At 63.9% G+C, this 23101-nt stretch carries 29 protein-coding genes; 24 read left to right on the plus strand and 5 right to left on the minus strand.

The window, feature by feature from the left end; translation table 11 throughout:
- The first annotated feature begins 85 nt into the window (after positions 1-85).
- The 17 genes from ACSQ3N_RS02085 to ACSQ3N_RS02165 all read left to right on the plus strand — a co-directional run bounded on the left by ACSQ3N_RS02085 (position 86) and on the right by ACSQ3N_RS02165 (position 12330).
- Complete coding sequence (locus ACSQ3N_RS02085; RefSeq protein ID WP_056164780.1) at positions 86-1255, plus strand: D-alanyl-D-alanine carboxypeptidase family protein; 1170 nt, start codon at positions 86-88, stop codon at positions 1253-1255.
- A 292-nt stretch (positions 1256-1547) separates the two neighbouring features.
- Positions 1548-1925 carry a 30S ribosomal protein S12 gene (rpsL, locus tag ACSQ3N_RS02090; RefSeq protein WP_015012185.1) on the plus strand — a complete coding sequence of 126 codons (378 nt, stop codon included), beginning with the start codon at positions 1548-1550 and terminating at the stop codon, positions 1923-1925.
- A 174-nt stretch (positions 1926-2099) separates the two neighbouring features.
- Positions 2100-2573 (plus strand): 30S ribosomal protein S7, encoded by a 474-nt coding sequence (rpsG, locus tag ACSQ3N_RS02095; protein ID WP_005798541.1) that lies wholly within the window; start codon positions 2100-2102, stop codon positions 2571-2573.
- A gap of 154 nt (positions 2574-2727) precedes the next feature.
- Positions 2728-4830, plus strand: coding sequence for an elongation factor G (gene fusA, locus ACSQ3N_RS02100; protein WP_056164778.1), 2103 nt, complete (start codon positions 2728-2730; stop codon positions 4828-4830).
- Positions 4831-5056: 226 nt separating this feature from the next.
- Positions 5057-6247 carry an elongation factor Tu gene (gene tuf / locus ACSQ3N_RS02105; RefSeq protein WP_436145484.1) on the plus strand — a complete coding sequence of 397 codons (1191 nt, stop codon included), beginning with the start codon at positions 5057-5059 and terminating at the stop codon, positions 6245-6247.
- Positions 6248-6274: 27 nt separating this feature from the next.
- Positions 6275-6586 carry a 30S ribosomal protein S10 gene (rpsJ, locus tag ACSQ3N_RS02110; RefSeq protein ID WP_005796953.1) on the plus strand — a complete coding sequence of 104 codons (312 nt, stop codon included), beginning with the start codon at positions 6275-6277 and terminating at the stop codon, positions 6584-6586.
- Positions 6587-6798: 212 nt separating this feature from the next.
- Positions 6799-7470, plus strand: a complete 672-nt coding sequence (gene rplC / locus ACSQ3N_RS02115; protein WP_056416664.1) for a 50S ribosomal protein L3 — start codon at positions 6799-6801, stop codon at positions 7468-7470.
- Entirely contained in the window at positions 7470-8090 is a 621-nt protein-coding gene (gene rplD / locus ACSQ3N_RS02120) for a 50S ribosomal protein L4 (protein ID WP_010467171.1), read from the plus strand. The genes rplC and rplD overlap by 1 nt, the downstream gene beginning before the upstream one ends.
- Entirely contained in the window at positions 8087-8401 is a 315-nt protein-coding gene (gene rplW, locus ACSQ3N_RS02125) for a 50S ribosomal protein L23 (RefSeq protein WP_010467173.1), read from the plus strand. The genes rplD and rplW overlap by 4 nt, the downstream gene beginning before the upstream one ends.
- Positions 8402-8403: 2 nt before the next feature.
- Complete coding sequence (gene rplB / locus ACSQ3N_RS02130) at positions 8404-9228, plus strand: 50S ribosomal protein L2 (protein WP_010467175.1); 825 nt, start codon at positions 8404-8406, stop codon at positions 9226-9228.
- A gap of 10 nt (positions 9229-9238) precedes the next feature.
- On the plus strand, positions 9239-9514 hold the full coding sequence (gene rpsS / locus ACSQ3N_RS02135; RefSeq protein WP_056164774.1) for a 30S ribosomal protein S19: 276 nt from the start codon (positions 9239-9241) through the stop codon (positions 9512-9514).
- A gap of 9 nt (positions 9515-9523) precedes the next feature.
- Positions 9524-9856 carry a 50S ribosomal protein L22 gene (gene rplV, locus ACSQ3N_RS02140; protein ID WP_005796970.1) on the plus strand — a complete coding sequence of 111 codons (333 nt, stop codon included), beginning with the start codon at positions 9524-9526 and terminating at the stop codon, positions 9854-9856.
- 15 nt (positions 9857-9871) lie between these two features.
- On the plus strand, positions 9872-10753 hold the full coding sequence (gene rpsC / locus ACSQ3N_RS02145; protein ID WP_056164772.1) for a 30S ribosomal protein S3: 882 nt from the start codon (positions 9872-9874) through the stop codon (positions 10751-10753).
- Positions 10754-10755: 2 nt separating this feature from the next.
- Positions 10756-11172 (plus strand): 50S ribosomal protein L16, encoded by a 417-nt coding sequence (gene rplP, locus ACSQ3N_RS02150; RefSeq protein WP_056164770.1) that lies wholly within the window; start codon positions 10756-10758, stop codon positions 11170-11172.
- A 16-nt stretch (positions 11173-11188) separates the two neighbouring features.
- Positions 11189-11383, plus strand: coding sequence for a 50S ribosomal protein L29 (rpmC, locus tag ACSQ3N_RS02155; protein ID WP_010467182.1), 195 nt, complete (start codon positions 11189-11191; stop codon positions 11381-11383).
- Positions 11384-11393: 10 nt separating this feature from the next.
- Positions 11394-11663: a 30S ribosomal protein S17 gene (rpsQ, locus tag ACSQ3N_RS02160; protein ID WP_056164767.1), complete on the plus strand. Its 270-nt coding sequence runs from the start codon at positions 11394-11396 to the stop codon at positions 11661-11663.
- Positions 11664-11820: 157 nt separating this feature from the next.
- Positions 11821-12330, plus strand: a complete 510-nt coding sequence (locus ACSQ3N_RS02165; protein WP_056164765.1) for a peroxiredoxin — start codon at positions 11821-11823, stop codon at positions 12328-12330.
- 6 nt (positions 12331-12336) lie between these two features.
- On the opposite strand, the gene ACSQ3N_RS02170 is transcribed toward ACSQ3N_RS02165, so the two are convergent.
- From ACSQ3N_RS02170 to ACSQ3N_RS02185, 4 genes are all read right to left on the minus strand, one after another.
- Positions 12337-13143, minus strand: a complete 807-nt coding sequence (locus ACSQ3N_RS02170) for a reverse transcriptase family protein (protein WP_235507283.1) — start codon at positions 13141-13143, stop codon at positions 12337-12339.
- Positions 13035-13952 carry a hypothetical protein gene (locus ACSQ3N_RS02175; protein ID WP_235507282.1) on the minus strand — a complete coding sequence of 306 codons (918 nt, stop codon included), beginning with the start codon at positions 13950-13952 and terminating at the stop codon, positions 13035-13037. Before ACSQ3N_RS02175 ends, ACSQ3N_RS02170 begins: the two co-directional genes overlap by 109 nt.
- 221 nt (positions 13953-14173) lie before the next feature.
- Positions 14174-14665, minus strand: a complete 492-nt coding sequence (locus ACSQ3N_RS02180) for a GNAT family N-acetyltransferase (RefSeq protein ID WP_436145485.1) — start codon at positions 14663-14665, stop codon at positions 14174-14176.
- A gap of 46 nt (positions 14666-14711) precedes the next feature.
- Positions 14712-15398 (minus strand): cytochrome b/b6 domain-containing protein, encoded by a 687-nt coding sequence (locus ACSQ3N_RS02185; protein ID WP_056164761.1) that lies wholly within the window; start codon positions 15396-15398, stop codon positions 14712-14714.
- 284 nt (positions 15399-15682) lie between these two features.
- Here ACSQ3N_RS02185 and ACSQ3N_RS02190 point away from each other — a divergent pair, with 284 nt between their 5' ends.
- On the plus strand, positions 15683-16138 hold the full coding sequence (locus ACSQ3N_RS02190) for a c-type cytochrome (RefSeq protein ID WP_200926874.1): 456 nt from the start codon (positions 15683-15685) through the stop codon (positions 16136-16138).
- A 310-nt stretch (positions 16139-16448) separates the two neighbouring features.
- Here the strand turns inward: ACSQ3N_RS02190 and ACSQ3N_RS02195 are convergent, their stop codons facing one another.
- On the minus strand, positions 16449-16952 hold the full coding sequence (locus ACSQ3N_RS02195; protein ID WP_056164759.1) for a TlpA disulfide reductase family protein: 504 nt from the start codon (positions 16950-16952) through the stop codon (positions 16449-16451).
- Positions 16953-17200: 248 nt separating this feature from the next.
- On the opposite strand from ACSQ3N_RS02195, the gene ACSQ3N_RS02200 reads away from it, so the two are divergent.
- The 6 genes from ACSQ3N_RS02200 (at position 17201) to ACSQ3N_RS02225 (ending at position 23097) form a co-directional block, all read left to right on the plus strand.
- Positions 17201-17770 carry a hypothetical protein gene (locus ACSQ3N_RS02200; RefSeq protein ID WP_436145486.1) on the plus strand — a complete coding sequence of 190 codons (570 nt, stop codon included), beginning with the start codon at positions 17201-17203 and terminating at the stop codon, positions 17768-17770.
- Entirely contained in the window at positions 17767-19044 is a 1278-nt protein-coding gene (locus ACSQ3N_RS02205) for an MFS transporter (RefSeq protein ID WP_436145487.1), read from the plus strand. The genes ACSQ3N_RS02200 and ACSQ3N_RS02205 overlap by 4 nt, the downstream gene beginning before the upstream one ends.
- Positions 19041-19493 carry a PTS sugar transporter subunit IIA gene (locus tag ACSQ3N_RS02210; RefSeq protein WP_056164753.1) on the plus strand — a complete coding sequence of 151 codons (453 nt, stop codon included), beginning with the start codon at positions 19041-19043 and terminating at the stop codon, positions 19491-19493. The genes ACSQ3N_RS02205 and ACSQ3N_RS02210 overlap by 4 nt, the downstream gene beginning before the upstream one ends.
- Positions 19462-19731 carry an HPr family phosphocarrier protein gene (locus tag ACSQ3N_RS02215; RefSeq protein WP_056164752.1) on the plus strand — a complete coding sequence of 90 codons (270 nt, stop codon included), beginning with the start codon at positions 19462-19464 and terminating at the stop codon, positions 19729-19731. The genes ACSQ3N_RS02210 and ACSQ3N_RS02215 overlap by 32 nt, the downstream gene beginning before the upstream one ends.
- Positions 19732-19784: 53 nt before the next feature.
- A complete protein-coding gene (gene ptsP / locus ACSQ3N_RS02220; protein WP_436145488.1) occupies positions 19785-21554 on the plus strand; it encodes a phosphoenolpyruvate--protein phosphotransferase in 1770 nt (589 codons plus the stop codon).
- 289 nt (positions 21555-21843) lie between these two features.
- Entirely contained in the window at positions 21844-23097 is a 1254-nt protein-coding gene (locus ACSQ3N_RS02225; protein WP_436145489.1) for an MFS transporter, read from the plus strand.
- Positions 23098-23101: the final 4 nt, after the last annotated feature.

Genomic DNA, 23101 nt, shown 5'->3' on the forward strand with positions numbered 1-23101 from the left:
GGGCGCGTCCGCACTGTGCCCGCCATGCTCTCTGTTTCCTCTCTCCCTTTCTCCCTTTCTCCCATCCCAGCCCAGTCCCCTGCCCATGAAACGAATCCTGTCCGCGCTGCGATCCCTCGCCGTCTTTGTCGCAGTGGCCCCGGCCGCCTTTGGCGCTTTGGCCCAGGCGCCCCAACCCCCTGAAATCGCCGCGCGCACCTATCTGCTGGTGGACGTGACTGCCAACCAGGTGCTGGCCGCCAAGGACATCGATTCACCGGTGGAGCAGGCCTCGCTCACCAAGCTCATGACGGGCTACCTGGTGTTCGACGCGCTGCGCGCCAAGAAAATCTCGCTCGAGCAAAAGCTGCCCGTGAGCGTGCGCGCCTGGAAGATGCCCGGTTCGCGCATGTTCATCGACCCCAAGATGCAGGTGCCGGTCGAAGACCTCATCAAGGGCATGATCGTGCAGTCGGGCAACGACGCCACCATGGCCCTGGCCGAAGGCGTGGGCGGCACGGCCGAGAACTTCGTCAAGCTCATGAACGACCAGGCGCAAGCCCTGGGCATGAAGGGCACGAGCTACAAGAACCCCGAAGGCCTGACCGAGCCCGGCCACACCACCACAGCGCGCGACCTTGCCACGCTGGCCACGCGCCTGATGAAGGACTTCCCGGAGTACATGCACTACTACTCCACCAAGCAATACAGCTACCCGGGCACCCCGGCGTCGAACGGCACCAACCGCAACTCGCTGCTGTTCCGTGACCCGACGGTCGACGGCCTCAAGACCGGCCACACCGCCGCCGCCGGCTACTGCCTGGTGGCCACGTCCAAGCGTGAGTTCCCGGGCGTCGGCCAGCGCCGCTTGCTGTCCATCGTGCTGGGCGCCGCCAGCGAAAATGCGCGCGCCAATGAAAGCCAGAAGCTGCTGAACTGGGGCTACACCGCGTTCGAAGCCGTCAAGCTGTTCGACGCCGGCAAGCCCGTGGCGACACCCGCTGTCTGGAAGGGCACGGAAAGCACCCTCAAGATCGGCCGCGAAGACGCCATCGTCGTGGCCGTGCCTTCGGGCAGTGCCGGTAAGATCGCCACCCAGATCGTCCGTCCTGACCCGCTGGTGGCGCCTTTCACCAAGGGCCAGGCCATCGGCACACTCAAGGTCGTCCTGGGAGAGCAAGCGCTGGCCGAAGTGCCGCTGGTGGCTCTGGAAGAAGTTCCGCAGGCGGGCTTCCTGGGTCGCGCGTGGGATGCGATCCGCCTCTGGATAAAGTAAGGATCATCCCCCTGAGGCGCTTCGCGCCTTCCCCCTTCTCTCGAATGGCTGCGCCATTCGGGAAGGTGGACACCGCCAGCGCGGCGGGGCGGCCCTTGCGCGGCGGTCCTGGCATGGGCAGCGCGCTTTCACAGGGCGTGCCGCGTGTGGTGCATGGGCCTTCAACAGAGACGAGAAGCCGAGCGCTTGCCCGTTTTGGGTATTGCTGCTACATTAGAAGGCTTTTCGGAATTTCCGAAGGGATTCACGTTTTCGCTTTCACGAAGCAAATTCACGTTTAGGGACGTATTTCATGCCAACCATCAATCAACTGGTCCGTCAGGGGCGCGAGGTCGAAAAGACCAAGTCGAAAAGCCCCGCGATGGAAAACTCTCCACAGCGCCGTGGCGTGTGCACCCGTGTGTACACCACGACGCCCAAGAAGCCTAACTCCGCTCTGCGTAAGGTCGCCAAGGTGCGCCTGACCAACGGTTTCGAGGTGATCTCCTACATCGGCGGTGAAGGCCACAACCTGCAGGAACACAGCGTGGTGCTGGTTCGTGGCGGTCGTGTCAAGGACTTGCCAGGTGTGCGTTACCACATCGTGCGCGGCTCGCTCGACCTGCAAGGCGTCAAGGACCGTAAGCAAGCTCGCTCCAAGTACGGCGCGAAGAAGCCAAAGGCCAAGTAAGCCCTTTCGGGTTTCTTGCAAAGAATTTTCGGTGCTGTTTCCCGCGTGGCGCGGTGATACGGCGTAGTGGCCCCAAACGCAGGTGTTCTGCGCGGGTCGAGTAAGTGGGAGTCCTTCATTGGCTCTCGCGGTGTCTGAAAAGATGCCAACTGAAGCAAAGATAGAGGTGAAAAAATGCCACGTCGTCGCGAAGTCCCCAAACGTGAAATCCTGCCGGATCCCAAGTTCGGCAATGTAGAGCTGTCCAAATTCATGAACGTGATCATGGAAGGCGGCAAGAAGGCAGTTGCAGAGCGGATCATTTATGGCGCCCTGGAACTGATCGAGAAGAAGCACCCCGACAAGGACCCACTGGAAGCCTTCACCGTTGCCATCAACAACGTGAAGCCCATGGTGGAAGTGAAGTCCCGCCGCGTGGGCGGTGCCAACTACCAGGTGCCAGTGGAAGTGCGCCCTGTGCGCCGCCTGGCCCTGTCGATGCGCTGGATCAAGGAAGCCGCCCGCAAGCGTGGCGAAAAGTCGATGGCCCAACGCCTGGCCAACGAACTGCTGGAAGCGACCGAAGGCCGTGGTGGTGCCATGAAGAAGCGTGACGAAGTTCACCGCATGGCCGAAGCCAACAAGGCATTCAGCCACTTCCGCTTCTAAGCGAATCGACGACCGTTCTCGTCGCCAAGCGCAAGGCTGCCGGCATTTTTGCCTGCAGCCTTGTGGCGATTGAGGCGGTCACAAAATTGACGGATCGCCGCCCCACAATGGTTGCCCCGTCCCCCGAATAACACGACCCATCCAAGGACTCACCATGGCTCGCAAGACCCCCATCGAGCGCTACCGCAATATCGGTATCTCGGCCCACATCGACGCTGGCAAGACCACGACGACCGAACGTATCCTGTTCTACACCGGTGTGAACCACAAGATCGGTGAAGTGCACGATGGCGCTGCCACCATGGACTGGATGGAGCAAGAGCAAGAGCGCGGCATCACGATCACGTCGGCTGCCACGACCTGCTTCTGGAAGGGCATGGACATGTCCTACCCAGAGCACCGCTTCAACATCATCGACACCCCCGGCCACGTGGACTTCACGATTGAAGTCGAGCGCTCGATGCGCGTGCTGGACGGCGCCTGCATGGTGTATTGCGCCGTGGGTGGCGTGCAGCCCCAGTCGGAAACCGTCTGGCGCCAGGCCAACAAGTACAAGGTGCCCCGCCTCGCGTTCGTCAACAAGATGGACCGTACCGGCGCCAACTTCTTCAAGGTCTATGACCAGATGCGCCTGCGCCTGAAGGCCAACCCTGTGCCCGTCGTGATTCCGATCGGCGCAGAAGACAACTTCACCGGCGTGGTCGACCTGCTCAAGATGAAGGCCATCATCTGGGACGAAGCCTCGCAAGGCATGAAGTTCAACTACGAAGAAATTCCGGCTGAACTCCTGGAGTCCGCCAAGGAATGGCGCGAAAAGATGGTGGAAGCCGCTGCCGAAGCGTCTGAAGAGCTGATGAACAAGTACCTGGAAGAGGGCGACCTCTCCGAGGAAGAGATCAAGCTCGGCCTGCGCACGCGCACGATCGCCACCGAAATCCAGCCCATGCTGTGCGGTACCGCGTTCAAGAACAAGGGCGTGCAGCGCATGCTGGACGCCGTGATCGACTACCTGCCAGCGCCTACCGACATCGAAGACGTCAAGGGCACGGACGAGGACGAGCAGCCCGTCACCCGCAAGGCGGATGACAGCGAGAAGTTCTCTGCACTGGCGTTCAAGCTGATGACCGATCCGTTCGTGGGTCAGCTGACTTTCGTGCGTGTGTATTCGGGCGTGCTCTCCAAGGGCGACACCGTCTACAACCCCATCAAGGGCAAGAAGGAACGTATCGGCCGTATCGTGCAGATGCACGCCAACGAACGTATCGAAGTCGAAGAAATCCGCGCTGGTGACATTGCCGCCTGCGTGGGCCTGAAGGACGTCACCACCGGCGAAACGCTGAGCGACATCGACTCCCAGATCATTCTGGAGCGCATGGTGTTCCCTGAGCCCGTGATCACGCAGGCTGTGGAACCCAAGACGAAGACCGACCAGGAAAAGATGGGCATTGCCCTGCAACGCCTGGCCGCTGAAGATCCTTCGTTCCGCGTGAAGACCGACGAAGAGTCGGGCCAGACTCTGATCGCCGGTATGGGCGAGCTGCATCTGGAAATCATTGTCGACCGCATGAAGCGTGAATTCGGCGTGGAAGCCAACGTGGGCAAGCCCCAGGTTGCCTACCGCGAAACCATCCGCAAGACGGTGGAAGAAGCCGAAGGCAAGTTCGTGCGCCAGTCCGGCGGTAAGGGCCAGTACGGCCACGTCGTGCTCAAGATCGAGCCGAACGAAGCCGGCAAGGGCAACGAATTCGTCGACGCCATCAAGGGCGGTGTGGTTCCTCGCGAATTCATCCCTGCGGTGGAAAAGGGTTTCAACGAAGCCGTGACGCAAGGCGTGCTGGCTGGCTACCCCGTGGTGGACGTCAAGGTCACGCTGCACTTCGGTTCGTACCACGATGTGGACTCGAACGAACTGGCGTTCAAGATGGCCGCCATCTTCGGTTTCAAGGAAGGCTGCCGCAAGGCCAACCCCGTGATCCTGGAGCCCATGATGGCCGTGGAAGTGGAAACGCCTGAAGACTACGCCGGTACCGTGATGGGCGATCTGTCCTCGCGCCGCGGCATGGTGCAAGGCATGGACGACATGGTCGGTGGCGGCAAGGCCATCAAGGCTGAAGTGCCCCTGTCCGAAATGTTCGGCTACTCGACCTCGCTGCGCTCCGCAACGCAAGGCCGTGCCACCTACACGATGGAATTCAAGCACTACAGCGAAGCCCCTCGCAACGTGTCTGAAGCCATCATGGCTTCGCGCGCCAAGTAATTGGTGTGCTGGAGTGAAAGGTCTGCCTTGGGCAGGCCTTTCCTCTTTGTTTTGATGAAAATTGGCTGCTACCGCTTGTCTGGCAAGCGCAAACAGCTATAAAAACAGTAGCAAGATTCTTGCAATCTGCGACCCGGTGCCGTCCTGTTGCCCTGTGCGGGACGAATCAGCAATCGGGTGCAGACGTTAAACCCCAACACAGGCATTGCTCTTTGGAGAAAAGAAAATGGCAAAAGGTAAGTTCGAACGTACCAAGCCCCACGTCAACGTGGGCACGATCGGCCACGTGGACCATGGCAAGACGACGCTGACGGCGGCGATCGCCACGGTGCTGTCCGCCAAGTTCGGCGGCGAAGCCAAGGCCTACGACCAGATCGACGCAGCACCTGAAGAAAAGGCCCGCGGCATCACGATCAACACCGCTCACGTGGAATACGAAACGGCCAACCGCCACTACGCCCACGTGGACTGCCCAGGCCACGCCGACTATGTGAAGAACATGATCACCGGCGCAGCCCAGATGGACGGCGCCATCCTGGTGTGCTCGGCCGCTGACGGCCCCATGCCCCAGACCCGCGAGCACATCCTGCTGGCCCGCCAAGTGGGCGTGCCTTACATCATCGTGTTCCTGAACAAGTGCGACATGGTCGACGACGAAGAGCTGCTCGAACTCGTCGAGATGGAAGTGCGCGAACTCCTGGACAAGTACAGCTTCCCAGGCGACGACACCCCCATCGTGCGCGGTTCCGCCAAGCTCGCCCTGGAAGGCGACAAGGGCCCTCTGGGTGAAGAAGCCATCATGAAGCTGGCTGAAGCGCTGGACACCTACATCCCCACGCCAGAGCGCGCTGTGGACGGTGCCTTCCTGATGCCCGTGGAAGACGTGTTCTCCATCTCTGGCCGCGGCACCGTGGTGACCGGCCGTATCGAGCGCGGTATCGTCAAGGTCGGCGAAGAAATCGAAATCGTCGGTATCAAGGACACCGTCAAGACCACCTGCACCGGCGTGGAAATGTTCCGCAAGCTGCTGGACCAAGGTCAAGCTGGCGACAACGTCGGCCTGCTGCTGCGCGGCACCAAGCGTGAAGACGTGGAACGCGGCCAAGTGCTGTGCAAGCCCGGCTCGATCAAGCCACACACCCACTTCACCGCCGAAGTGTATGTGCTGAGCAAGGACGAAGGCGGCCGCCACACCCCGTTCTTCAACAACTACCGCCCACAGTTCTACTTCCGCACGACCGACGTGACTGGCGCCATCGAGCTGCCAGCCGACAAGGAAATGGTCATGCCTGGTGACAACGTGTCGATCACTGTGAAGCTGATCAACCCCATCGCCATGGAAGAAGGTCTGCGCTTCGCTATCCGCGAAGGCGGCCGCACCGTGGGCGCTGGCGTCGTGGCCAAGATCCTCGCGTAATCGTTACTAGTTGCACAAGGAATCGCCATGTCCAAGCAAAAAATCCGCATCCGCCTGAAGGCGTTTGACTACAAGCTGATCGACCAGTCCGCTGCCGAGATCGTTGACACCGCCAAGCGCACCGGCGCCATCGTCAAGGGCCCTGTGCCACTGCCGACCCGCATGAAGCGCTTCGACATCCTGCGTTCGCCCCACGTCAACAAGACGTCGCGCGACCAGCTGGAAATCCGCACGCACCAGCGTCTGATGGACATCGTGGACCCTACGGACAAGACCGTGGACGCCCTGATGAAGCTCGACCTGCCCGCTGGCGTGGACGTCGAAATCAAGCTCCAGTAATGGCTGCTTTCAAGGCGGGCCACGTGCCCGCCTTGGCAAAAATAACGCGAACTTGCTTGAAAAAGCAGTTCGCGTTATACTTTAGGGCTTCGCTTCTTTTGCGTCCGGTCTCGGGCGCTTTTTTGCGGAGTTTTATTAACCTTCTTTCATGCACGCGAGTGCAACGCCACAGCCAATTGAAGTTGGGGCGGTGAGAGTTTTGGAGAAAACCAATGAGTCTGAGCAACTCCCTCGGGTTGCTGGGTCGCAAGGTGGGCATGATGCGTCTGTTCACTGATGATGGGGACGCAGTGCCTGTCACGGTGGTGGATGTGTCCAACAACCGCGTTACCCAGATCAAAACCCAAGAGAACGATGGCTACGTGGCCCTGCAGGTCACGTTCGGTTCGCGCAAAGCATCGCGCGTGACCAAGCCAGAAGCCGGCCACCTTGCCAAGGCAGGTGTGGAAGCCGGTGAAATCATCCAAGAATTCCGCGTGACCGCTGAAACCGCCGGCAAGTATGCCGCTGGTGCCGCTGTGCCCGTGGCGGATGTGTTTGCCGTGGGCCAAAAGGTCGACGTGCAAGGTACTTCGATCGGTAAGGGCTACGCCGGCACCATCAAGCGCCACAACATGAGCTCGCAGCGCGCGTCGCACGGTAACAGCCGTTCGCACAACGTGCCTGGCTCGATCGGTATGGCACAAGACCCAGGTCGCGTGTTCCCCGGCAAGCGGATGACGGGCCACCTCGGCGATGTCACCAAGACCACGCAAAACCTCGATGTGATCCGCATCGACGAAGCGCGTCAACTGCTCTTGATCAAGGGCGCTATTCCGGGCTCCAAGGGTGGGTTCGTGACGGTGCGTCCAGCGGTCAAGGCCAAAGCACAAGGAGCGAACTAATGCAGCTCGAACTCCTGAATGACCAAGGCCAAGGCGCATCCAAGCTGGATGTTCCAGAAACCGTGTTCGGTCGTGAATACAACGAAGATCTGGTTCACCAGATCGTGGTGGCCTATCAGGCCAACGCACGCCAAGGCACGCGCGCCCAGAAGGACCGCGAGCAAGTTCGTCACTCGACCAAGAAGCCTTTCAAGCAAAAGGGTACGGGTAACGCACGTGCAGGTATGACCTCGTCGCCACTGTGGCGCGGGGGCGGTCGGATTTTCCCGAACATGCCTGACGAAAACTTCACGCAAAAGATCAACAAGAAGATGTACCGCGCCGGCATGTCTGCGATCCTTTCGCAGCTCGCCCGTGAAGGCCGTCTGGCTGTGGTCGACTCGCTGAAGCTGGACTCGCCCAAGACCAAGGTCCTGGCCGACAAGTTCAAGGCGATGAACCTGCAATCGGTGATGGTGATCGCCGAGGAAGTGGACGAAAACCTGTACCTGGCATCGCGCAATCTGGTGAACGTGCTCGTCGTCGAGCCCCGTTACGCCGATCCCGTGTCACTGGTCCGTTTCAAGAAAGTGCTCGTCACCAAGGGTGCAATCGACAAACTCAAGGAGATGTTCGCATGAGCACACTCAAGTTTGACGAAGGTCGTCTGATGCAAGTGCTGGTCGCTCCCATCGTGTCCGAAAAGGCCACCATGGTTGCTGAAAAGTCCAATGCTGTGACGTTCAAGGTGCTGCAGAACGCAACCAAGCCAGAAATCAAGGCCGCTGTGGAATTGATGTTCAAGGTCGAGGTCAAGGGCGTCTCTGTGGTGAACACCAAAGGCAAGACCAAGCGTTTTGGCAAGACCATCGGCCGCCGCGACAACGTTCGCAAGGCTTATGTCACGCTGCAGCCTGGTCAAGAGCTGAACCTCTCTGGGGAGGCCGCGTAATCATGGCTGTCATCAAGATGAAACCCACTTCGCCCGGCCAACGTGCCGTGGTGAAGGTCACACGTGACCACCTGTACAAGGGTGAAGCGTACGCCCCCCTGCTGGAACCTCAGTTCCAGAAGGCCGGCCGTAACAACAACGGTCACATCACCACCCGTCACAAGGGCGGTGGCCACAAGCACCACTACCGTGTGGTGGACTTCAAGCGCAACAAGGACGGCATCCCTGCCAAGGTCGAGCGCATTGAGTACGATCCCAACCGTACGGCCCACATCGCTCTGGTGTGCTATGCCGACGGCGAGCGTCGCTACATCATCGCTCCCCGCAACCTGGAAGTGGGCGCAACCCTGCTGTCCGGTTCGGAAGCACCGATCCGCGCTGGCAACACGCTGCCTATCCGCAACATCCCCGTGGGTTCGACCATCCATTGCATCGAGCTCAAGCCCGGTGCTGGTGCTCAGATCGCCCGCTCGGCGGGTGCTTCGGCAACGCTGCTGGCCCGTGAAGGTGTCTATGCCCAGGTGCGTATGCGCTCGGGTGAAGTGCGCAAGATTCACATCGAGTGCCGCGCCACCATTGGCGAAGTCGCCAACGAAGAACACAGCCTGCGCCAACTGGGCAAGGCCGGTGTCAAGCGTTGGATGGGTATCCGCCCAACCGTTCGTGGCGTGGCCATGAACCCGGTGGATCACCCTCACGGTGGTGGCGAAGGCCGCACCGGCGAAGGCCGCCATGCAGTCGATCCTTGGGGCAATCTGACCAAGGGTTATCGCACCCGCAACAACAAGCGCACACAGATCATGATCGTGTCGCGTCGTAAGAAGTAAGGGGTAGCAAATGACTCGTTCTCTCAAAAAGGGCCCGTTTGTTGACCATCACTTGCTGGCCAAGGTCGAAAAGGCCATTGCCACCAAGGACAAGAAGCCAGTCAAGACCTGGTCGCGTCGCTCCATGGTTCTGCCCGATTTCATCGGTCTGACCATTGCCGTGCACAACGGCAAGCAACACGTGCCGGTCTACGTTACCGACCAGATGGTGGGCCACAAGCTCGGCGAATTCGCCCTGACGCGCACCTTCAAGGGTCACCCCGCTGACAAAAAAGTCAAGAAATAAGGAACGACCATGTCTGAAACACGTGCAGTCCTCCGGGGCGTCCGTCTGTCGGTCGACAAGGGCCGTCTGGTCGCCGATCTGATCCGCGGCAAGAAGGTTGACCAAGCTCTGAACATCCTGACGTTCACGCAGAAAAAAGCTGCTGGCATCGTCAAGAAGGTTCTGGAGTCCGCCATCGCCAACGCTGAGCACAACGACGGCGCTGACATCGACGAACTGAAGGTCAAGACCATCTACGTCGAGCAAGGCACCACGCTCAAGCGCTTCACCGCGCGCGCCAAAGGCCGCGGCAACCGCATCAGCAAACCCACGTGCCATGTGTACGTGACGGTTGGCAACTAAAGGCTCGGGAAGACTATGGGACAAAAAATCCATCCTACCGGCTTCCGCCTTGCGGTCAGCCGCAACTGGTCCAGCCGTTGGTACGCCAGCAACCGCGACTTCGCGGGCATGCTGGCCGAAGACATCAAGGTGCGCGAGTACCTGAAGGCCAAGCTCAAGAACGCCGCTGTGTCGCGCATCCTGATCGAGCGTCCTGCCAAGAACGCCCGCATCACGATTTACTCGGCACGCCCTGGCGTCGTGATCGGCAAGAAGGGTGAAGACATCGAGAACCTCAAGAAGGAACTCGCTGCTCGCCTGGGCGTGCCCGTCGCAGTGAACATCGAAGAAGTGCGCAAGCCTGAAATCGATGCCAAGCTGATCGCCGACAGCATCACGCAACAGCTCGAAAAGCGGATCATGTTCCGCCGTGCCATGAAGCGCGCCATGCAAAACGCCATGCGTCTGGGTGCTCAAGGCATCAAGATCATGTCGTCCGGCCGTCTGAACGGTATCGAAATCGCACGTACCGAGTGGTACCGCGAAGGCCGTGTGCCACTGCACACCCTGCGCGCCGACATCGACTACGGCACCTCCGAAGCCAAGACCACCTACGGTGTGATCGGCGTGAAGGTGTGGGTCTACAAGGGCGATACCCTGGGCCGCAACGATCTGCCAGTGGCAGAAACGCCGCGTCCTGAAGAAGAGCGCCGTCCCCGTGGTCCTCGCCGTGATGGCCGCCCAGGTGGCGACCGTCCAGGCGCAGGCCGTGGTCCACGTCGTCCTGTCGGTGGCAACACCGCACCGGCCGACGGCAGCGACAAGCCAGCGGAAGCTGGTGGCGCTGATAACACCGCCGTTAAGCGCGTACGCAAAGTCGCCGCGCCCGCTACAGCAGCGGACGGAAAAGGAGAATAAGTATGCTGCAACCTGCTCGCCGCAAGTATCGCAAGGAGCAAAAGGGCCGTAATACCGGTGTCGCAACGCGGGGTGCCTCCGTTGCGTTCGGTGATTTCGGTCTGAAGTGCACCGATCGTGGCCGTCTGACGGCCCGCCAGATCGAAGCTGCACGCCGTGCGATTTCCCGTCACGTCAAGCGTGGCGGCCGTATCTGGATCCGCGTGTTCCCGGACAAGCCAATCTCTACCAAGCCCGCAGAAGTGCGTATGGGTAACGGTAAGGGCAACCCCGAGTACTACGTGGCCGAAATCCAGCCCGGCAAGATCGTTTTCGAGATCGTCGGTGTGCCCGAAGAACTGGCCCGTGAAGCGTTCCGCCTGGCTGCTGCCAAGCTGCCGCTGCGCACCACGTTCGTCAGCCGTCACATTGGCGCGTAATTCAGGAGAACAAGCAATGAAGACTACTGAACTGCGCCAAAAAGACGTCGCCGGCATCGAGACCGAAATCAAGGCTCTGCAAAAGGCCCATTTCGGCCTGCGCATGCAAAAGGCTACGCAGCAATTGGGTAACACCAACACGCTGCGCACCACCCGCCGCGATATCGCCCGTGCCAAGACCATCCTTGCTGAAAAGCAAGCCGCCAAGTAAGGAGCCCCCTATGACGGAACCTAAAAAATCCCTCAAGCGCACCTTGGTTGGCAAGGTGGTCAGCGACAAGCGTCAAAAGACTGTGACCGTGCTGGTCGAGCGCCGTGTGAAGCACGAGCTCTACGGCAAGATCGTTGCGAAGTCGAGCAAGTACCACGCCCATGATGAAAATGGCGAGTACAAGCTGGGCGACGTGATCGAAATCACCGAGAGCCGTCCGCTCTCCAAGACCAAGAACTGGGTTGCCAGCCGCTTGGTGCAAAAGGCCGGCCTCCTCTAAGCCCTTGCGGCTTATTGGCAGCACTGCCCTCCAGAACGACCCACAATGTGGGTCGTTTTGCTTTTGGGGCCCGCATTTTTCCAAGGCCTCGCATGTGGACGCGACAGCCAATCGGTCCATCACACAAACCAACCAACCCACAACCTAGGAGAGATCAATGATCCAAGTCGGTGACACCCTGCCCGCAAGCACCCTGATGGAATATTCGGAAGTCGAAGGCGAAGGCTGCAGCATTGGCCCGAACGCCGTGCCGGTCGACAAAGCCACCGCGGGCAAGACCATTGCACTGTTTGCACTGCCCGGCGCCTTCACGCCCACCTGCTCGGCCAAGCACGTGCCCGGCTACCGCGACAAGGTCGAAGAATTCAAGGCAGCCGGTGTGGATGAGATCTGGTGCGTGAGCGTGAACGACGCCTTCGTGATGGGCGCCTGGGCGCGCGACCAGAAGACCGACGGCAAGGTGCGCATGTTGGCCGACGGCGACGCCGTGTTCGCCAAGGCCACCGGCCTCACGCTGGACCTGAACGGCAAGGGCCTGGGCCTGCGCAGCAACCGCTACTCCATGCTGATCAAGGACGGCAAGGTCGCTACGCTGAATGTGGAAGCGCCGGGCAAGTTCGAAGTGAGCGACGCTGACACGTTGCTGCAGCAAGCCCAGAAGGCCTGACGGAGTTCAAGGGCCAAAGCGGATGGCGTCGAACAGCCGCTTCAACTTTGCGGTGCGTGTCGTCGCCAGCCACTGGCTGGCCCATTGAATCTCCCCTGCAACGCGAGCGCGTTCGCTGGCGTGCACCTGCGGTTGCTGCGCCAGGCGGTGCAACTGGGCCTTGAGGTTGTCGAACTGCGTTCGGCTGTAGTTGACGCCCTCGTTGACCACGAGGCCGGTAACGTACTGCCGCTGGTGCGCCGGCATCACGCGGGTCTTATCGGCACGAAGCGCAAAGCCCTCGTCCTGGGCGATGGCAGACACCCAGGCCCGCAGGGCGCCGAACCGGCCCCGCAGCGCCTGCGGGCCAGAGAACACCATGTCGTCGGCGTAGCGCGTGTAACGTGCACCGAAGCGCTTTGCCAGGGCATGCAGCCTCACATCGAGTCCAAAAGCGCACAAGTTGGCCAATGCCGGCGACGTGGGTGCACCCTGCGGTAGATGGGCCAGCGACAAACGCTGGCCCAGGGTGCGACGCTGCCCGAGGTGGGCCGGCGACGACCCCAATGCTTCCAGCAGCCGTTCGCGCACGGCCGATGGTGTGCGCGTTGTGGTCAGACGCGTCAACAATTGCGCAGCAGCGCGCCCATGCCCCAATGCTTGCCAAAGCGCCTGCACCCTGGTCGCGTTGATCGATGTGAAGAAATCAGCCAGATCAAAGCGGATCACGACGGCTTGGTTGGCATGAACCACCGCATGGCTACCGACTCCGCAGCCGCGAACAAAACCGTGTGCGGCTTCGTGCACAGGCACGGACGCCAGCAGCGTATCCAAAATTCGCCTTTGGGCCTGGGCCAGCCGTGGGCGTGGTGCTTCCAGAAGGCGCAGGCCGCCCTGGGCTTGGCCAACAAACGGTACCGGTAGTGCGAGGGTGGCAGAGCATGCCCGCCGTTGCGGCATTCTCGCCAATGGGCGTGTTCCGGCGCCAGCCACAACAGGTCTTCCAGCGACAGAGCAAGGGGCTGGGTGACGTCGGCAGCCGTGGCCAGCAGCGGAAAGCCCGGCGCGTGATCCATCCATGTGGGCTGCGGGCCGGTGGTGGCGGGACGCAACAACCAGCTGAGATGCATGCCTGTGTGTGGGCTGGCGGCCCACTCGCGGAAGGCCCGGGCAAGATTCTGCGAAGGCTGTAGAGCCAACGGCACGTCCGGATGCCCCTCCTCCTCCTTATCATCATCCTGCGTGCAGACCAGAAAGACGCCGTCATCATCGATTTCGGGCTCAGCGTGCGCGGTGTGGGGGTTGCGCTCCCCCGCCTTGCGCCACCAGCGGCCCCTGCAAAGCCAGGTGGCCACGTCCTCCAACTCCAGCCGTGCCCATTCCAGTGCCGACACCATGGCCAGGCGGCGGATTTGTTCAACCAGGCTGTCCGGCAGGATCGCGTCTTGCGCCGTGTGTGTGCCCAGGCAGGCCATCGCACGCGCCGCCAGCGCCTGGTGCGTGCGGCGCTCGGGCGCGCCCTGTGCATCGGCCAGCACAGCCATGGCCAGGGCTTTGGCCAGCACGCGGGCGCGGGCGGAGTTTTTCACGAGGGGCGCGCAATAAGGGGGCCTGGCACCAACCGGCGGGTTGGGCGCGAACATGTTTGCCAGGATGGCTGGTTGGTTCGCGCGCCGCAATGGACGCTTGGAGTGAGACACCGTGGGGCTACCCACGGTTCGAACCGGTGAAGGTTCGAGATGTTTGGCGCCAGGCCGCGGCGATTCTAGCGGCGCGCTGTGCGACCTGGGCATGTGTTCAACGCGGATGTGCGTTGCAGATATCGCGTCGGCCCGAGGCGCTGCACTGCGCAGGACCGCCAGCATCAGGAAATATCCACCTTGAGGTAGTGCGACCCCGCGATGGGGTTGTGATAGTACGGCGGGATTTGCTCGAACCCCAGGTCCGTGTAGAGCGCACGGGCCGATTCCATGTCGTCCAGGGTGTCGAGCAGGACGCAGGCGTAGCCTGCCTGCCGCGCCCGGTCGAGCATGGCGTCGGCCAGTTCGCGGCCCAGGCCGAAGCCGCGGAAGGCCTTGCGCACGTACAGGCGCTTCATTTCGCTGGCATTGGGATAGTCGGCGGTGTCCAGGGGCCGCAGGGCGCAGCAGCCGGCGACTGCACCATCCACCCTGGCCAGCAGCAGCGAGCCGCGCGGCTCTGCGTAGTCGCCCGGCAGGTCGGCCAGCTCGCTCTCGAAATCCTGAAAGCACAGGTCCACGCCCAGGGTGCTGGCGTATTCCCGGAAGATGTCGCGAACCTCCTGCATCTCGGCGTCCGAGGTGGGGGTCAGCAGGGTGACGGTGGGTTTGTCCACAACATGGTTGGTGCAAAACGGCGGAAGCGGCAGTGTAGCGAGTCTGCTAGAACGAGGGCGCGCCGGCCAGCGTGGAGACCCACCAGGCCAGCGCGGCGCTGGCTGCCAGCACCACCAGGGCCACCACACGGCTGGCCCAGTCGTCGCGTGATGGGGCGGCGGGGGCGGCCAAGTCCTTGTCGCCATGCACCATGGGCCGCACGATGCGCTGGCGCCGCACCAGCACGTAGAACGCGATGGCCAGCAGGTGCAGCACCACGAGGCCGATTACGAGGTACTGGCCGATCTCCTTGTGGTAGCTGGTGGCCTGGCCGACCACCGCGTTGGACACGAAGCGGGTCAGCGGCCCGGCGAACGCGATCTCATCGTCGCTGAGCAAGCCCGTGGCCACCTGCGCGACCAGCACCGCCAGCAACCCGAACACCGACAGCGCGCCCAGCGGGCTGTGGCCGATGCCATCTTCCGGGTGGGCAGAGCCTTTCAGGTGGCGCACCAGGCGCGCCGGTGAGTACAGAAACGACGTGAAGCGCGACCACCGGCCGCCCACCAGCCCCCACACGATGCGAAACACCAGCAGGGCCAACACCACATAGCCCAGGCGGAAGTGCCATTCCATGGCATTGCCGCCGACCTTGGCGGTGACAACCAGCCCGATCACGCCGGCGGCCAGTGCCCAGTGAAAGAGGCGGACGGGAAGGTCCCAGATGCGTACGGTGTGCTGTGGCTGCGTCATGGTGGCTGCGGCGGCGTGGCTGGTGGATGGGTCGGCAGAGCGGGATGGATGCACGAACGGATCGGTCCATCCAAGGGCGATGGCCGCATTGTGCGGGAGACAAGGCACCGCGCAAAGCGCCCGGCGCACACCGAAGCAGCACGAACAGCGCCAAACCGGCATACTGCCTGCGCTGGGAATCTGTTCGTGATCTGGCGTGGGCCGCCATGGGTGCGCCTGCAGGGTCGCTGTCGGTTCCAAGCCGCCGATTCTTGTTCCCACCCCACGATAAAAAGGAAATTCCCATGAAAGCAATCGCCGCGCTCGCCCTGGCTGCCGCCACCCTCACCTTGTCGGCACCGGCCTCCGCCCAGTTCGCCAAGGCCGAGGACGCCATCAAGTACCGCCAGAGCGCGCTGTTCGTGATGGGCCAGCACTTTGGCCGCCTGGGCGCCATGGCCAATGGCCGCATCCCGTTCGACGCCAAGGCCGCACAAGAAAATGCCGACGTGGTGGCCCAGATGGCCAAGCTGCCCTGGGTGGCTTTCGGCCCGGGCACCGACAAGGGCGCCCCGACCAAGGCCCTGCCAGAGATCTGGACGGAGCAGGCCAAGTTCAAGGAACACGCCGAGAAGCTCGAAGCCGAGTCGGTGAAGCTGGCCGCTGCAGCCAAGACAGGCAACCTGGACAACCTCAAGACCGCCTTCGGTGCCGCGGCCGGCACCTGCAAGGCGTGCCACGACAACTATCGCGCGAAGTAAAAGTACATCCCCCTGAGCGGTTGCACCGCTCGGTGCTGGTCGCCAGAGGCGACAGCTCTTCGGGCCGTCCAAGCCTGCTCAGGCAGGCTCGGAGCCACGGCCCGCAGCCCCTTCTCTCTGCGCGCTACGCGCTCCGAGACGTGGGACGACGCCAGCGCGATGAGGAGGCCCTTGCGCGGCGTCCCTGGTCTGGGCCACGCCAGTGGGGCACGTCAGCTATTAAAATGGTAGCTGCTTGCGCAGGCTCCATAAGCGACAAAGGCCGATTTCGTAAGAAATCGGCCTTTTGTTTTGGAGGTGCAGTCGCGCTTCAGGTCTCTGCAAGCAGCTTCTCGATCAGCTGGTGTAATTCCGGGAAGTTAGGCGCGCCGACGTAGGTCTTCACGATCTCGCCGCGCTTGTTCACGATGAAGGTCGAAGGGGTCAGCCGAACATCGCCCCAGGCCTTGGCGACGTTGCCGGTGTTGTCGATGGCCACCTTGAAGGGCAGCTTGCGGGTTTCCGCGAAGTTCACCACGTAGCTCGGTGGGTCGTAGCTCATGGCCACGGCCAGGGTGTCGAAGCCCTGGCTGTTGTACTTGTTGTAGGTGGAGACGATCTCGGGCATCTCGGCCACGCAGGTGGTGCAGCTGGTGGCCCAGAAGTTGACGAGCGTCACCTTGCCCTTGAGGTCCGTGGTGGACTTGCTGGTGCCGTCCAGCAGCACAAAGGTCGATTCGGGCGCGGTGGAGCGGCCCGTGTCCAGGTACACATAGGCGCCCACGGCAGCGAACGCCGCCACCGCCACACCCGCCGCCCAATGTTTGATTGCCATGACTTTCGCTTTCGTCCATCCGTCGATGCTGAACTGCCGGCCGTCCTTCGGTCCGCCTGACGCAACTATTGCAGGCCCGCTTGTGAAGGCACCGCCCGGAGCAGATTGTGCCGGACCGGGCGTTGCGGCGCTGGTGCAAAGCCCTGAGACCCCGCCGCCAACCATCGGATGGAGCGGCGCCACGGGCAAAAGTTCTGCGCGCAGCATGATCTGGCGCCAACCTGAAGCGCTCTGCCGATAATGGGCCGATGAATTGGACACTGACCGGGGCCCGGGCCCTGCCGCTATCGCTCTCGGTATCCGTGGCGCTGGGACTGCTGCTGGTGGGCTGCAGCCCGGCGTTGAACTGGCGCAACGTGCCCCTGCCCGAGGCCGCCATCACCATCACGCTGCCCTGCAAGCCTGACCAGGCCACGCGTGCGGTCGAGCTGGCCGGTATGCCGGTCGAGCTGGCGATGACGGGCTGTGACGCCGACGGCGCCACGCTGGCCGTGTCACACACCGCGCTGGCCGACCCGTCGCAGGCGGGCGCAGCCCTCACGCACTGGCGCGCCGCCGTGCTGGCCAACCTGGGGCCCGCAGCCGCGGCGTCGGCCACCGACACGCCCTACACACCCACGGGGGTGCTGCCCCTGCCGCAGTCGGTGCGCACGGTGGTGCAGGGCCAGCGCGCCGATGGCAGCGCGGTCAGCGCGCAGGGTGTGTGGTTCGCACGCGCCGTGGGGCCGCAGGTGCGGCTGTACCACGCGGTGGTCTACACCGCCAAGCCGCGTCCCGAGGTGGCCGACACCTTCTTCGCCGGGCTCGCGTTTCAATGACGAGCGCACCCCACCTGTTGCCGCGGCGGGCGGCCATCATCGTCTTTGTGGCCTTTGCGTTCGCGTACTTTCTGTCGGCGCTGGTGCGGGCCGTCACGGCCACGCTGGCGCCCACCCTGGCGCAGGAGTTTTCGCTGCATGCCAGCGACCTGGGCCTGCTGGCGGGCGGGTACTTTTTAGGCTTTGCGGCCACGCAGCTGCCGCTCGGTACTTGGCTGGACCGGCACGGGCCCCGCAAGGTGGCGCTCGGCTTCTTGGGCGTGGCGGTGGTGGGCAGCCTGGTGTTTTCGGTGGCCACGGGGTTTTCGGGCCTGCTGGCCGGGCGCGTGCTGTGCGGCGCGGGCGTCAGCGCCTGCCTGATGGCGCCGCTCACCGGCTACCGCCGCTGGTTCGAGCCCACCACGCAGATGCGCGCCAACTCCTGGATGCTCATGACGGGCTCGCTCGGCATGGTGGCGTCCACGCTGCCGGTGCAGTGGGCGCTGCCGCTGGTGGGCTGGCGCCCGCTCTTTTGGGGCCTGGCCGCGCTGATCGCGGTGTCGATGGTGGTGATTGCCGTCTGGGTGCCGGGGTGGGCGGCTGTGGGGCAGGGCGGGGCGGACTCGTCGGCAGGCCGCCGAGATGCGCCGCCGCCCGAGGCGCCGGGCTATGCGGTGGTGTGGAGCCATGCGTACTTCCAGCGGCTGGCCCCGCTGGGCTTCTTCGTCTACGGCGGCATGGTGGCCATGCAGACGCTGTGGGCGGGCCCGTGGATGCAGCGCGTGGCGGGCTACACGCCGCTCGAATCGGCCACGGGGCTGTTCTGGATCAATGTGTCCATGCTGTGCACCTTCTGGACCTGGGGCATGGTCAACCCGTGGCTGCTGCGCAAGGGCCTGGGGCCTGACCGGCTGATGGCGGCGGGGCTGCCGTTCTCGCTGCTGATCCTGCTGGCCATCATCGTGGCCGGCCCGCGTGCCGGCGGCGGGGCCTGGGCGCTGTTTTGCGTGTCGTGCACCTTTGTGTCGCTGTCGCAGCCGGCGGTGGGCATGGCGTTCTCGCAGGCGCTGGCAGGGCGGGCGCTGTCGGCTTACAACCTGGTGATCTTCGCAGGCGTGTTCGTGGTGCAGTGGGGCATCGGCCTGGCCGTGGATGCGTTCGCCGCGATGGGGCTTGGCACCGTGCCGTCGTTCCAGGCCGCCATGGGGCTGTTCCTCGCGTGCAACGTCTCGGCCTATGCGTGGTTCATGCTGCGGGGGCGGCGCCATAATGTGATCCAAACATCCGCCCCATGAGCACCACCAGCATCCTCCTCATCGCCCACGCCCCGCTGGCCCATGCACTGCGTGAATGCGCGCTGCATGTGTTCCCCGACTGCGGCAGCAGCGTGGCCGCGCTGGACGTGCCGCCCAACCAGCCGCCCGAAGAGTCGCTGGCCCAGGCGCGCATCCTGCTGGACCAGCTGGGCACCGACTCCACCCTGGTGCTCACCGACGTGTTCGGTGCCACCCCCTGCAACATCGCGCAGCGCCTGACCGACGGCGTGCGATCGCGCTTGGTGACGGGCGCCAACCTGCCCATGCTGCTGCGCGCCGTGAGCTACCGCAGCGAGCCGCTCGACTCCGTGGTCAACCGCGCCGTAGTGGGCGGCACGCAGGGTGTGATGCAGGTGGCGATCTCCGCGCCGCAGAACCAGAACCGCCGTAATTCCCATGATCAAGACACGTACGACCATCAGCAATAAATTGGGCCTGCATGCCCGCGCCTCGGCCAAGCTGACCAAGCTGGCAGGCAGCTTTCCTTGTGACGTGTTCATGAGCCGCGGTGACCGCCGCATCAACGCCAAGAGCATCATGGGCGTGATGATGCTGGCCGCCGGCATGGGCACCGAGGTCGAGGTCGAGACCAGCGGCGACCGCGAGCAGGAGGCCATGGACGCGCTGCTGGCGCTCATCGCCGACAAGTTCGGCGAGGGTGAGTGAGTTGGCCAACTGTCCATTTTTCATCACCCTGTTGAACCTGTAGCCCCACCACCATGACCTTTTCCGTCCACGGTCTCGCAGTCGCCCGGGGCATCGCCATTGGCCGGGCGGTGCTGGTGGCATCGAGCCGCGTGGACGTGGCCCACTACTTCATCCAGGCCGAGCAGATCCCGGCCGAGATCGAGCGCGTGCGCCAGGGCCGCAATGCCGTGGTCGAGGAGCTGCAGCGCCTGCAGGCCGACATGCCCGCCGACGCGCCGCACGAGCTGACCGCGCTGCTCGACGTGCACCTGATGCTGCTGCAGGACGAGGCCCTGACCGGTGGCGTCAAGCACTGGATCACCGAGCGCCTGTACAACGCCGAATGGGCGCTGACCACGCAGCTCGAGGTCATCGCGCGCCAGTTCGACGAGATGGAGGACGAGTACCTGCGCGAGCGCAAGGCCGACCTGGAGCAGGTGGTCGAGCGCATCCTGCGCTACATGAAGGGCGTGGCCAGCCCCGTGGCGCCGCCGCCCAGCAGCCCGCGGCGGCACAAGCAGCTGGGGCTGCAGCAAGACCTGCTGCTCGACGAGACCGTGGACGTGCCCCTGGTGCTGGTGGCGCACGACCTGTCGCCCGCCGACATGCTGCAGTTCAAGCAGAGTGTGTTCGCCGGCTTCGTGACGGACGTGGGCGGCAAGACATCGCACACCGCCATCGTGGCGCGCAGCATGGACATCCCGGCCGTGGTGGGCGCGCGCGCGGCCAGCCAGTTGGTGCGCCAGGACGACTGGGTCATCATCGACGGCGACGCGGGTGTGGTCATCGTCGACCCGTCGCCCATCATCCTGGCCGAGTACGGCTTTCGGCAGCGCCAGGTCGAGCTCGAACGCGAGCGCCTGGCCCGGCTGCGCCATACGCCCGCCGTCACGCTCGACGGGCACAAGATCGAGCTGCTGGCCAACATCGAGCAGCCCGGCGACGCCGCTGCCGCCGTGCGCGCCGGGGCCGTGGGGGTAGGGCTGTTTCGCAGCGAATTTTTGTTCATGGGCAAGACCGGCAACCTGCCCGGCGAGGACGAGCAGTACCGCGCCTACTGCGAGGCCATCGAGGGCATGCAGGGCCTGCCCGTGACCATCCGCACCATCGACGTGGGGGCCGACAAGCCGCTCGACAACAAGGCCCACAAGGACAGCTACCTGAACCCGGCCCTGGGCCTGCGCGCCATCCGCTGGAGCCTGGCCGATCCGAGCATGTTCCGCACGCAGCTGCGGGCCGTGCTGCGCGCGGCGGCGCGTGGCAAGGTCAACCTGCTGTTCCCCATGCTGGCCCACACGCACGAGATCCAGCAGACGCTGGCCCAGGTCGAGCTGGCCCGCGCCGAGCTGGACGCCCGCGGCGAGCCCTACGGCCATGTGGAGCTGGGCGCGATGATCGAGGTGCCGGCCGCGGCGCTCATGGTGCGCACCTTCCTCAAGTACTTCGACTTCTTGTCCATCGGCACCAACGACCTGATCCAGTACACCCTGGCCATCGACCGCGCCGACGAAGCCGTGGCCCACCTGTACGACCCGCTGCACCCCGCCGTGCTGCGCCTGGTGGGCGATGTGATCGCCGAGGGCCACCGCCAGGGCAAGAGCGTGTGCGTGTGCGGCGAGACCGCCGGCGACGTGACCATGACGCGCCTGCTGCTAGGCCTGGGCCTGCGCAGTTTTTCCATGCACCCCGCACAGATCCTGGCCATCAAGCAGGAGGTGCTGCGCGCCGACACGCGCAAGCTCGCGCCGTGGGCGCAGCAGGTGCTCGAGGGTGAAGAGCCGGGGACGCTGCTGGTTTCGTGACGTGTGGACATCCGCTGCGCTGCGCTGCGCTGCGCTGTGGCGTTGCGTTGCGTTGCGTTGCGTTGCGTGGCGGGATGTAGGTACCGTTGCCGTTGCTACTGAATTGATAGCTGCTTGCGCTTGCTGATTTAGCGGTAGCGGCTTGTTGTGATCAAAAATCTGGCTTTGTGCCCTGTGCCCTGTGCCCTGTGCCGCGGCCATTGCTCCCGTCGCGCAACCGCCGCATTTCCCCGCTCACCCGGCGTGGCCGCCCGGCGCAACGCTTCGACATTCATCCCCCAGCGCACCCATGCACACCGCTCCCGCAGACCCGTCCCTCATCGATTCGCCCCAGGCCCTGCGGCGCCTTCTGGCGACCCTCGGCCTCGTCGTGCTGGGCAACAGCAGCATGTACGTCGTCTCGGTGGTGCTGCCCGCGGTGCAGGCCGAGTTCGGCGTGGGCCGTGCCAGCGCCTCGTTGCCCTACACGCTGATGATGGTGTGCCTGGGCCTGGGCGGGCTGGTGACGGGCCGGCTGGCGGATCGCCATGGGCTGACCCCGGTGCTGTGGCTAGGCGCGCTGGCGGTGTTCGGCGGCTTTCTGGGCGCCAGCCTGTCCGGCAGCATCTGGGCGTTCGGCCTGGCGCACGCCGTCATGGGGTTCATCGGCGGGTCGTCCACCTTTGCGCCGCTGCTGGCCGACACGGCGCTGTGGTGGAACCGGCGGCGCGGCATCGCGGTGGCGGTGTGCGCCAGCGGCAACTACGTGGCGGGCGCCATCTGGCCGCCCATCGTGCAGTACGGCATCGACACCATCGGCTGGCGGCCCACCTACCTGGCGCTGGGGGTGGTCTGTGGCGTGGGCATGCTGGCCCTGTCGCTGCGCATGCGCCAGCGGCCGCCATCGATCATGGCGGCGGGTGCCGGTGCGGTGCACGGCCAGACCGGCCGCGGCCGGCCCTTCGGCCTGGCACCCGGCACCGCGATGGCGCTGCTGTGCGTGGCGGGCGTCGCATGCTGCGTGGCCATGGCCATGCCGCAGGTCCACATCGTCGCCTACTGCACCGACCTGGGCTTCGGCGCCGCCCAGGGCGCGCAGATGCTGTCGCTCATGCTGGCCTGCGGCATCGTGAGCCGCCTGGTCTTCGGCCTCATCTGCGACCGCATCGGCGGCATCCGCACGCTGCTGCTCGGGTCTGCGCTGCAGGGCGTGGCGCTGCTGCTGTTCCTGCCCTACGACGGCCTGGTGCCGCTGTATGTGATCTCGGCGCTGTTCGGGCTGTTCCAGGGCGGCATCGTGCCGACCTACGCCATCATCGTGCGCGAGCACTTTCCGCCCAGCCAGGCCAGCGTGCGCGTCGGCGCCGTGATCATGGCCACGCTGGTCGGCATGGCCCTGGGCGGCTGGCTGTCGGGCTGGATCTTCGACCTGACCGGCAGCTACCACGCCGCCTTTCTGAACGGCATCGGCTGGAACCTGCTGAACCTCTCCATCACCGGCTGGCTGTTCCTGCGCCTGCGCAGCCAGCACGCAGCAGCGCGTGGTACGGCGCTATCGAAATAGGAGC

The organism is Acidovorax sp. LjRoot194 (genome assembly GCF_964253015.1).
Lineage (GTDB): Bacteria > Pseudomonadota > Gammaproteobacteria > Burkholderiales > Burkholderiaceae_C > Acidovorax.

What these genes read in the sequence shown, in the direction of transcription:
- ACSQ3N_RS02085 (WP_056164780.1), top strand. Translation starts at nt 86, where the DNA reads ATGAAACGAATCCTGTCCGCGCTGCGATCCCTCGCCGTCTTTGTCGCA.
- rpsL (WP_015012185.1), top strand. Translation starts at nt 1,548, where the DNA reads ATGCCAACCATCAATCAACTGGTCCGTCAGGGGCGCGAGGTCGAAAAG.
- rpsG (WP_005798541.1), top strand. Translation starts at nt 2,100, where the DNA reads ATGCCACGTCGTCGCGAAGTCCCCAAACGTGAAATCCTGCCGGATCCC.
- fusA (WP_056164778.1), top strand. Translation starts at nt 2,728, where the DNA reads ATGGCTCGCAAGACCCCCATCGAGCGCTACCGCAATATCGGTATCTCG.
- tuf (WP_436145484.1), top strand. Translation starts at nt 5,057, where the DNA reads ATGGCAAAAGGTAAGTTCGAACGTACCAAGCCCCACGTCAACGTGGGC.
- rpsJ (WP_005796953.1), top strand. Translation starts at nt 6,275, where the DNA reads ATGTCCAAGCAAAAAATCCGCATCCGCCTGAAGGCGTTTGACTACAAG.
- rplC (WP_056416664.1), top strand. Translation starts at nt 6,799, where the DNA reads ATGAGTCTGAGCAACTCCCTCGGGTTGCTGGGTCGCAAGGTGGGCATG.
- rplD (WP_010467171.1), top strand. Translation starts at nt 7,470, where the DNA reads ATGCAGCTCGAACTCCTGAATGACCAAGGCCAAGGCGCATCCAAGCTG.
- rplW (WP_010467173.1), top strand. Translation starts at nt 8,087, where the DNA reads ATGAGCACACTCAAGTTTGACGAAGGTCGTCTGATGCAAGTGCTGGTC.
- rplB (WP_010467175.1), top strand. Translation starts at nt 8,404, where the DNA reads ATGGCTGTCATCAAGATGAAACCCACTTCGCCCGGCCAACGTGCCGTG.
- rpsS (WP_056164774.1), top strand. Translation starts at nt 9,239, where the DNA reads ATGACTCGTTCTCTCAAAAAGGGCCCGTTTGTTGACCATCACTTGCTG.
- rplV (WP_005796970.1), top strand. Translation starts at nt 9,524, where the DNA reads ATGTCTGAAACACGTGCAGTCCTCCGGGGCGTCCGTCTGTCGGTCGAC.
- rpsC (WP_056164772.1), top strand. Translation starts at nt 9,872, where the DNA reads ATGGGACAAAAAATCCATCCTACCGGCTTCCGCCTTGCGGTCAGCCGC.
- rplP (WP_056164770.1), top strand. Translation starts at nt 10,756, where the DNA reads ATGCTGCAACCTGCTCGCCGCAAGTATCGCAAGGAGCAAAAGGGCCGT.
- rpmC (WP_010467182.1), top strand. Translation starts at nt 11,189, where the DNA reads ATGAAGACTACTGAACTGCGCCAAAAAGACGTCGCCGGCATCGAGACC.
- rpsQ (WP_056164767.1), top strand. Translation starts at nt 11,394, where the DNA reads ATGACGGAACCTAAAAAATCCCTCAAGCGCACCTTGGTTGGCAAGGTG.
- ACSQ3N_RS02165 (WP_056164765.1), top strand. Translation starts at nt 11,821, where the DNA reads ATGATCCAAGTCGGTGACACCCTGCCCGCAAGCACCCTGATGGAATAT.
- ACSQ3N_RS02175 (WP_235507282.1), bottom strand. Translation starts at nt 13,952, where the DNA reads ATGTTCGCGCCCAACCCGCCGGTTGGTGCCAGGCCCCCTTATTGCGCG.
- ACSQ3N_RS02185 (WP_056164761.1), bottom strand. Translation starts at nt 15,398, where the DNA reads ATGACGCAGCCACAGCACACCGTACGCATCTGGGACCTTCCCGTCCGC.
- ACSQ3N_RS02190 (WP_200926874.1), top strand. Translation starts at nt 15,683, where the DNA reads ATGAAAGCAATCGCCGCGCTCGCCCTGGCTGCCGCCACCCTCACCTTG.
- ACSQ3N_RS02195 (WP_056164759.1), bottom strand. Translation starts at nt 16,952, where the DNA reads ATGGCAATCAAACATTGGGCGGCGGGTGTGGCGGTGGCGGCGTTCGCT.
- ACSQ3N_RS02200 (WP_436145486.1), top strand. Translation starts at nt 17,201, where the DNA reads ATGAATTGGACACTGACCGGGGCCCGGGCCCTGCCGCTATCGCTCTCG.
- ACSQ3N_RS02205 (WP_436145487.1), top strand. Translation starts at nt 17,767, where the DNA reads ATGACGAGCGCACCCCACCTGTTGCCGCGGCGGGCGGCCATCATCGTC.
- ACSQ3N_RS02210 (WP_056164753.1), top strand. Translation starts at nt 19,041, where the DNA reads ATGAGCACCACCAGCATCCTCCTCATCGCCCACGCCCCGCTGGCCCAT.
- ACSQ3N_RS02215 (WP_056164752.1), top strand. Translation starts at nt 19,462, where the DNA reads ATGATCAAGACACGTACGACCATCAGCAATAAATTGGGCCTGCATGCC.
- ptsP (WP_436145488.1), top strand. Translation starts at nt 19,785, where the DNA reads ATGACCTTTTCCGTCCACGGTCTCGCAGTCGCCCGGGGCATCGCCATT.
- ACSQ3N_RS02225 (WP_436145489.1), top strand. Translation starts at nt 21,844, where the DNA reads ATGCACACCGCTCCCGCAGACCCGTCCCTCATCGATTCGCCCCAGGCC.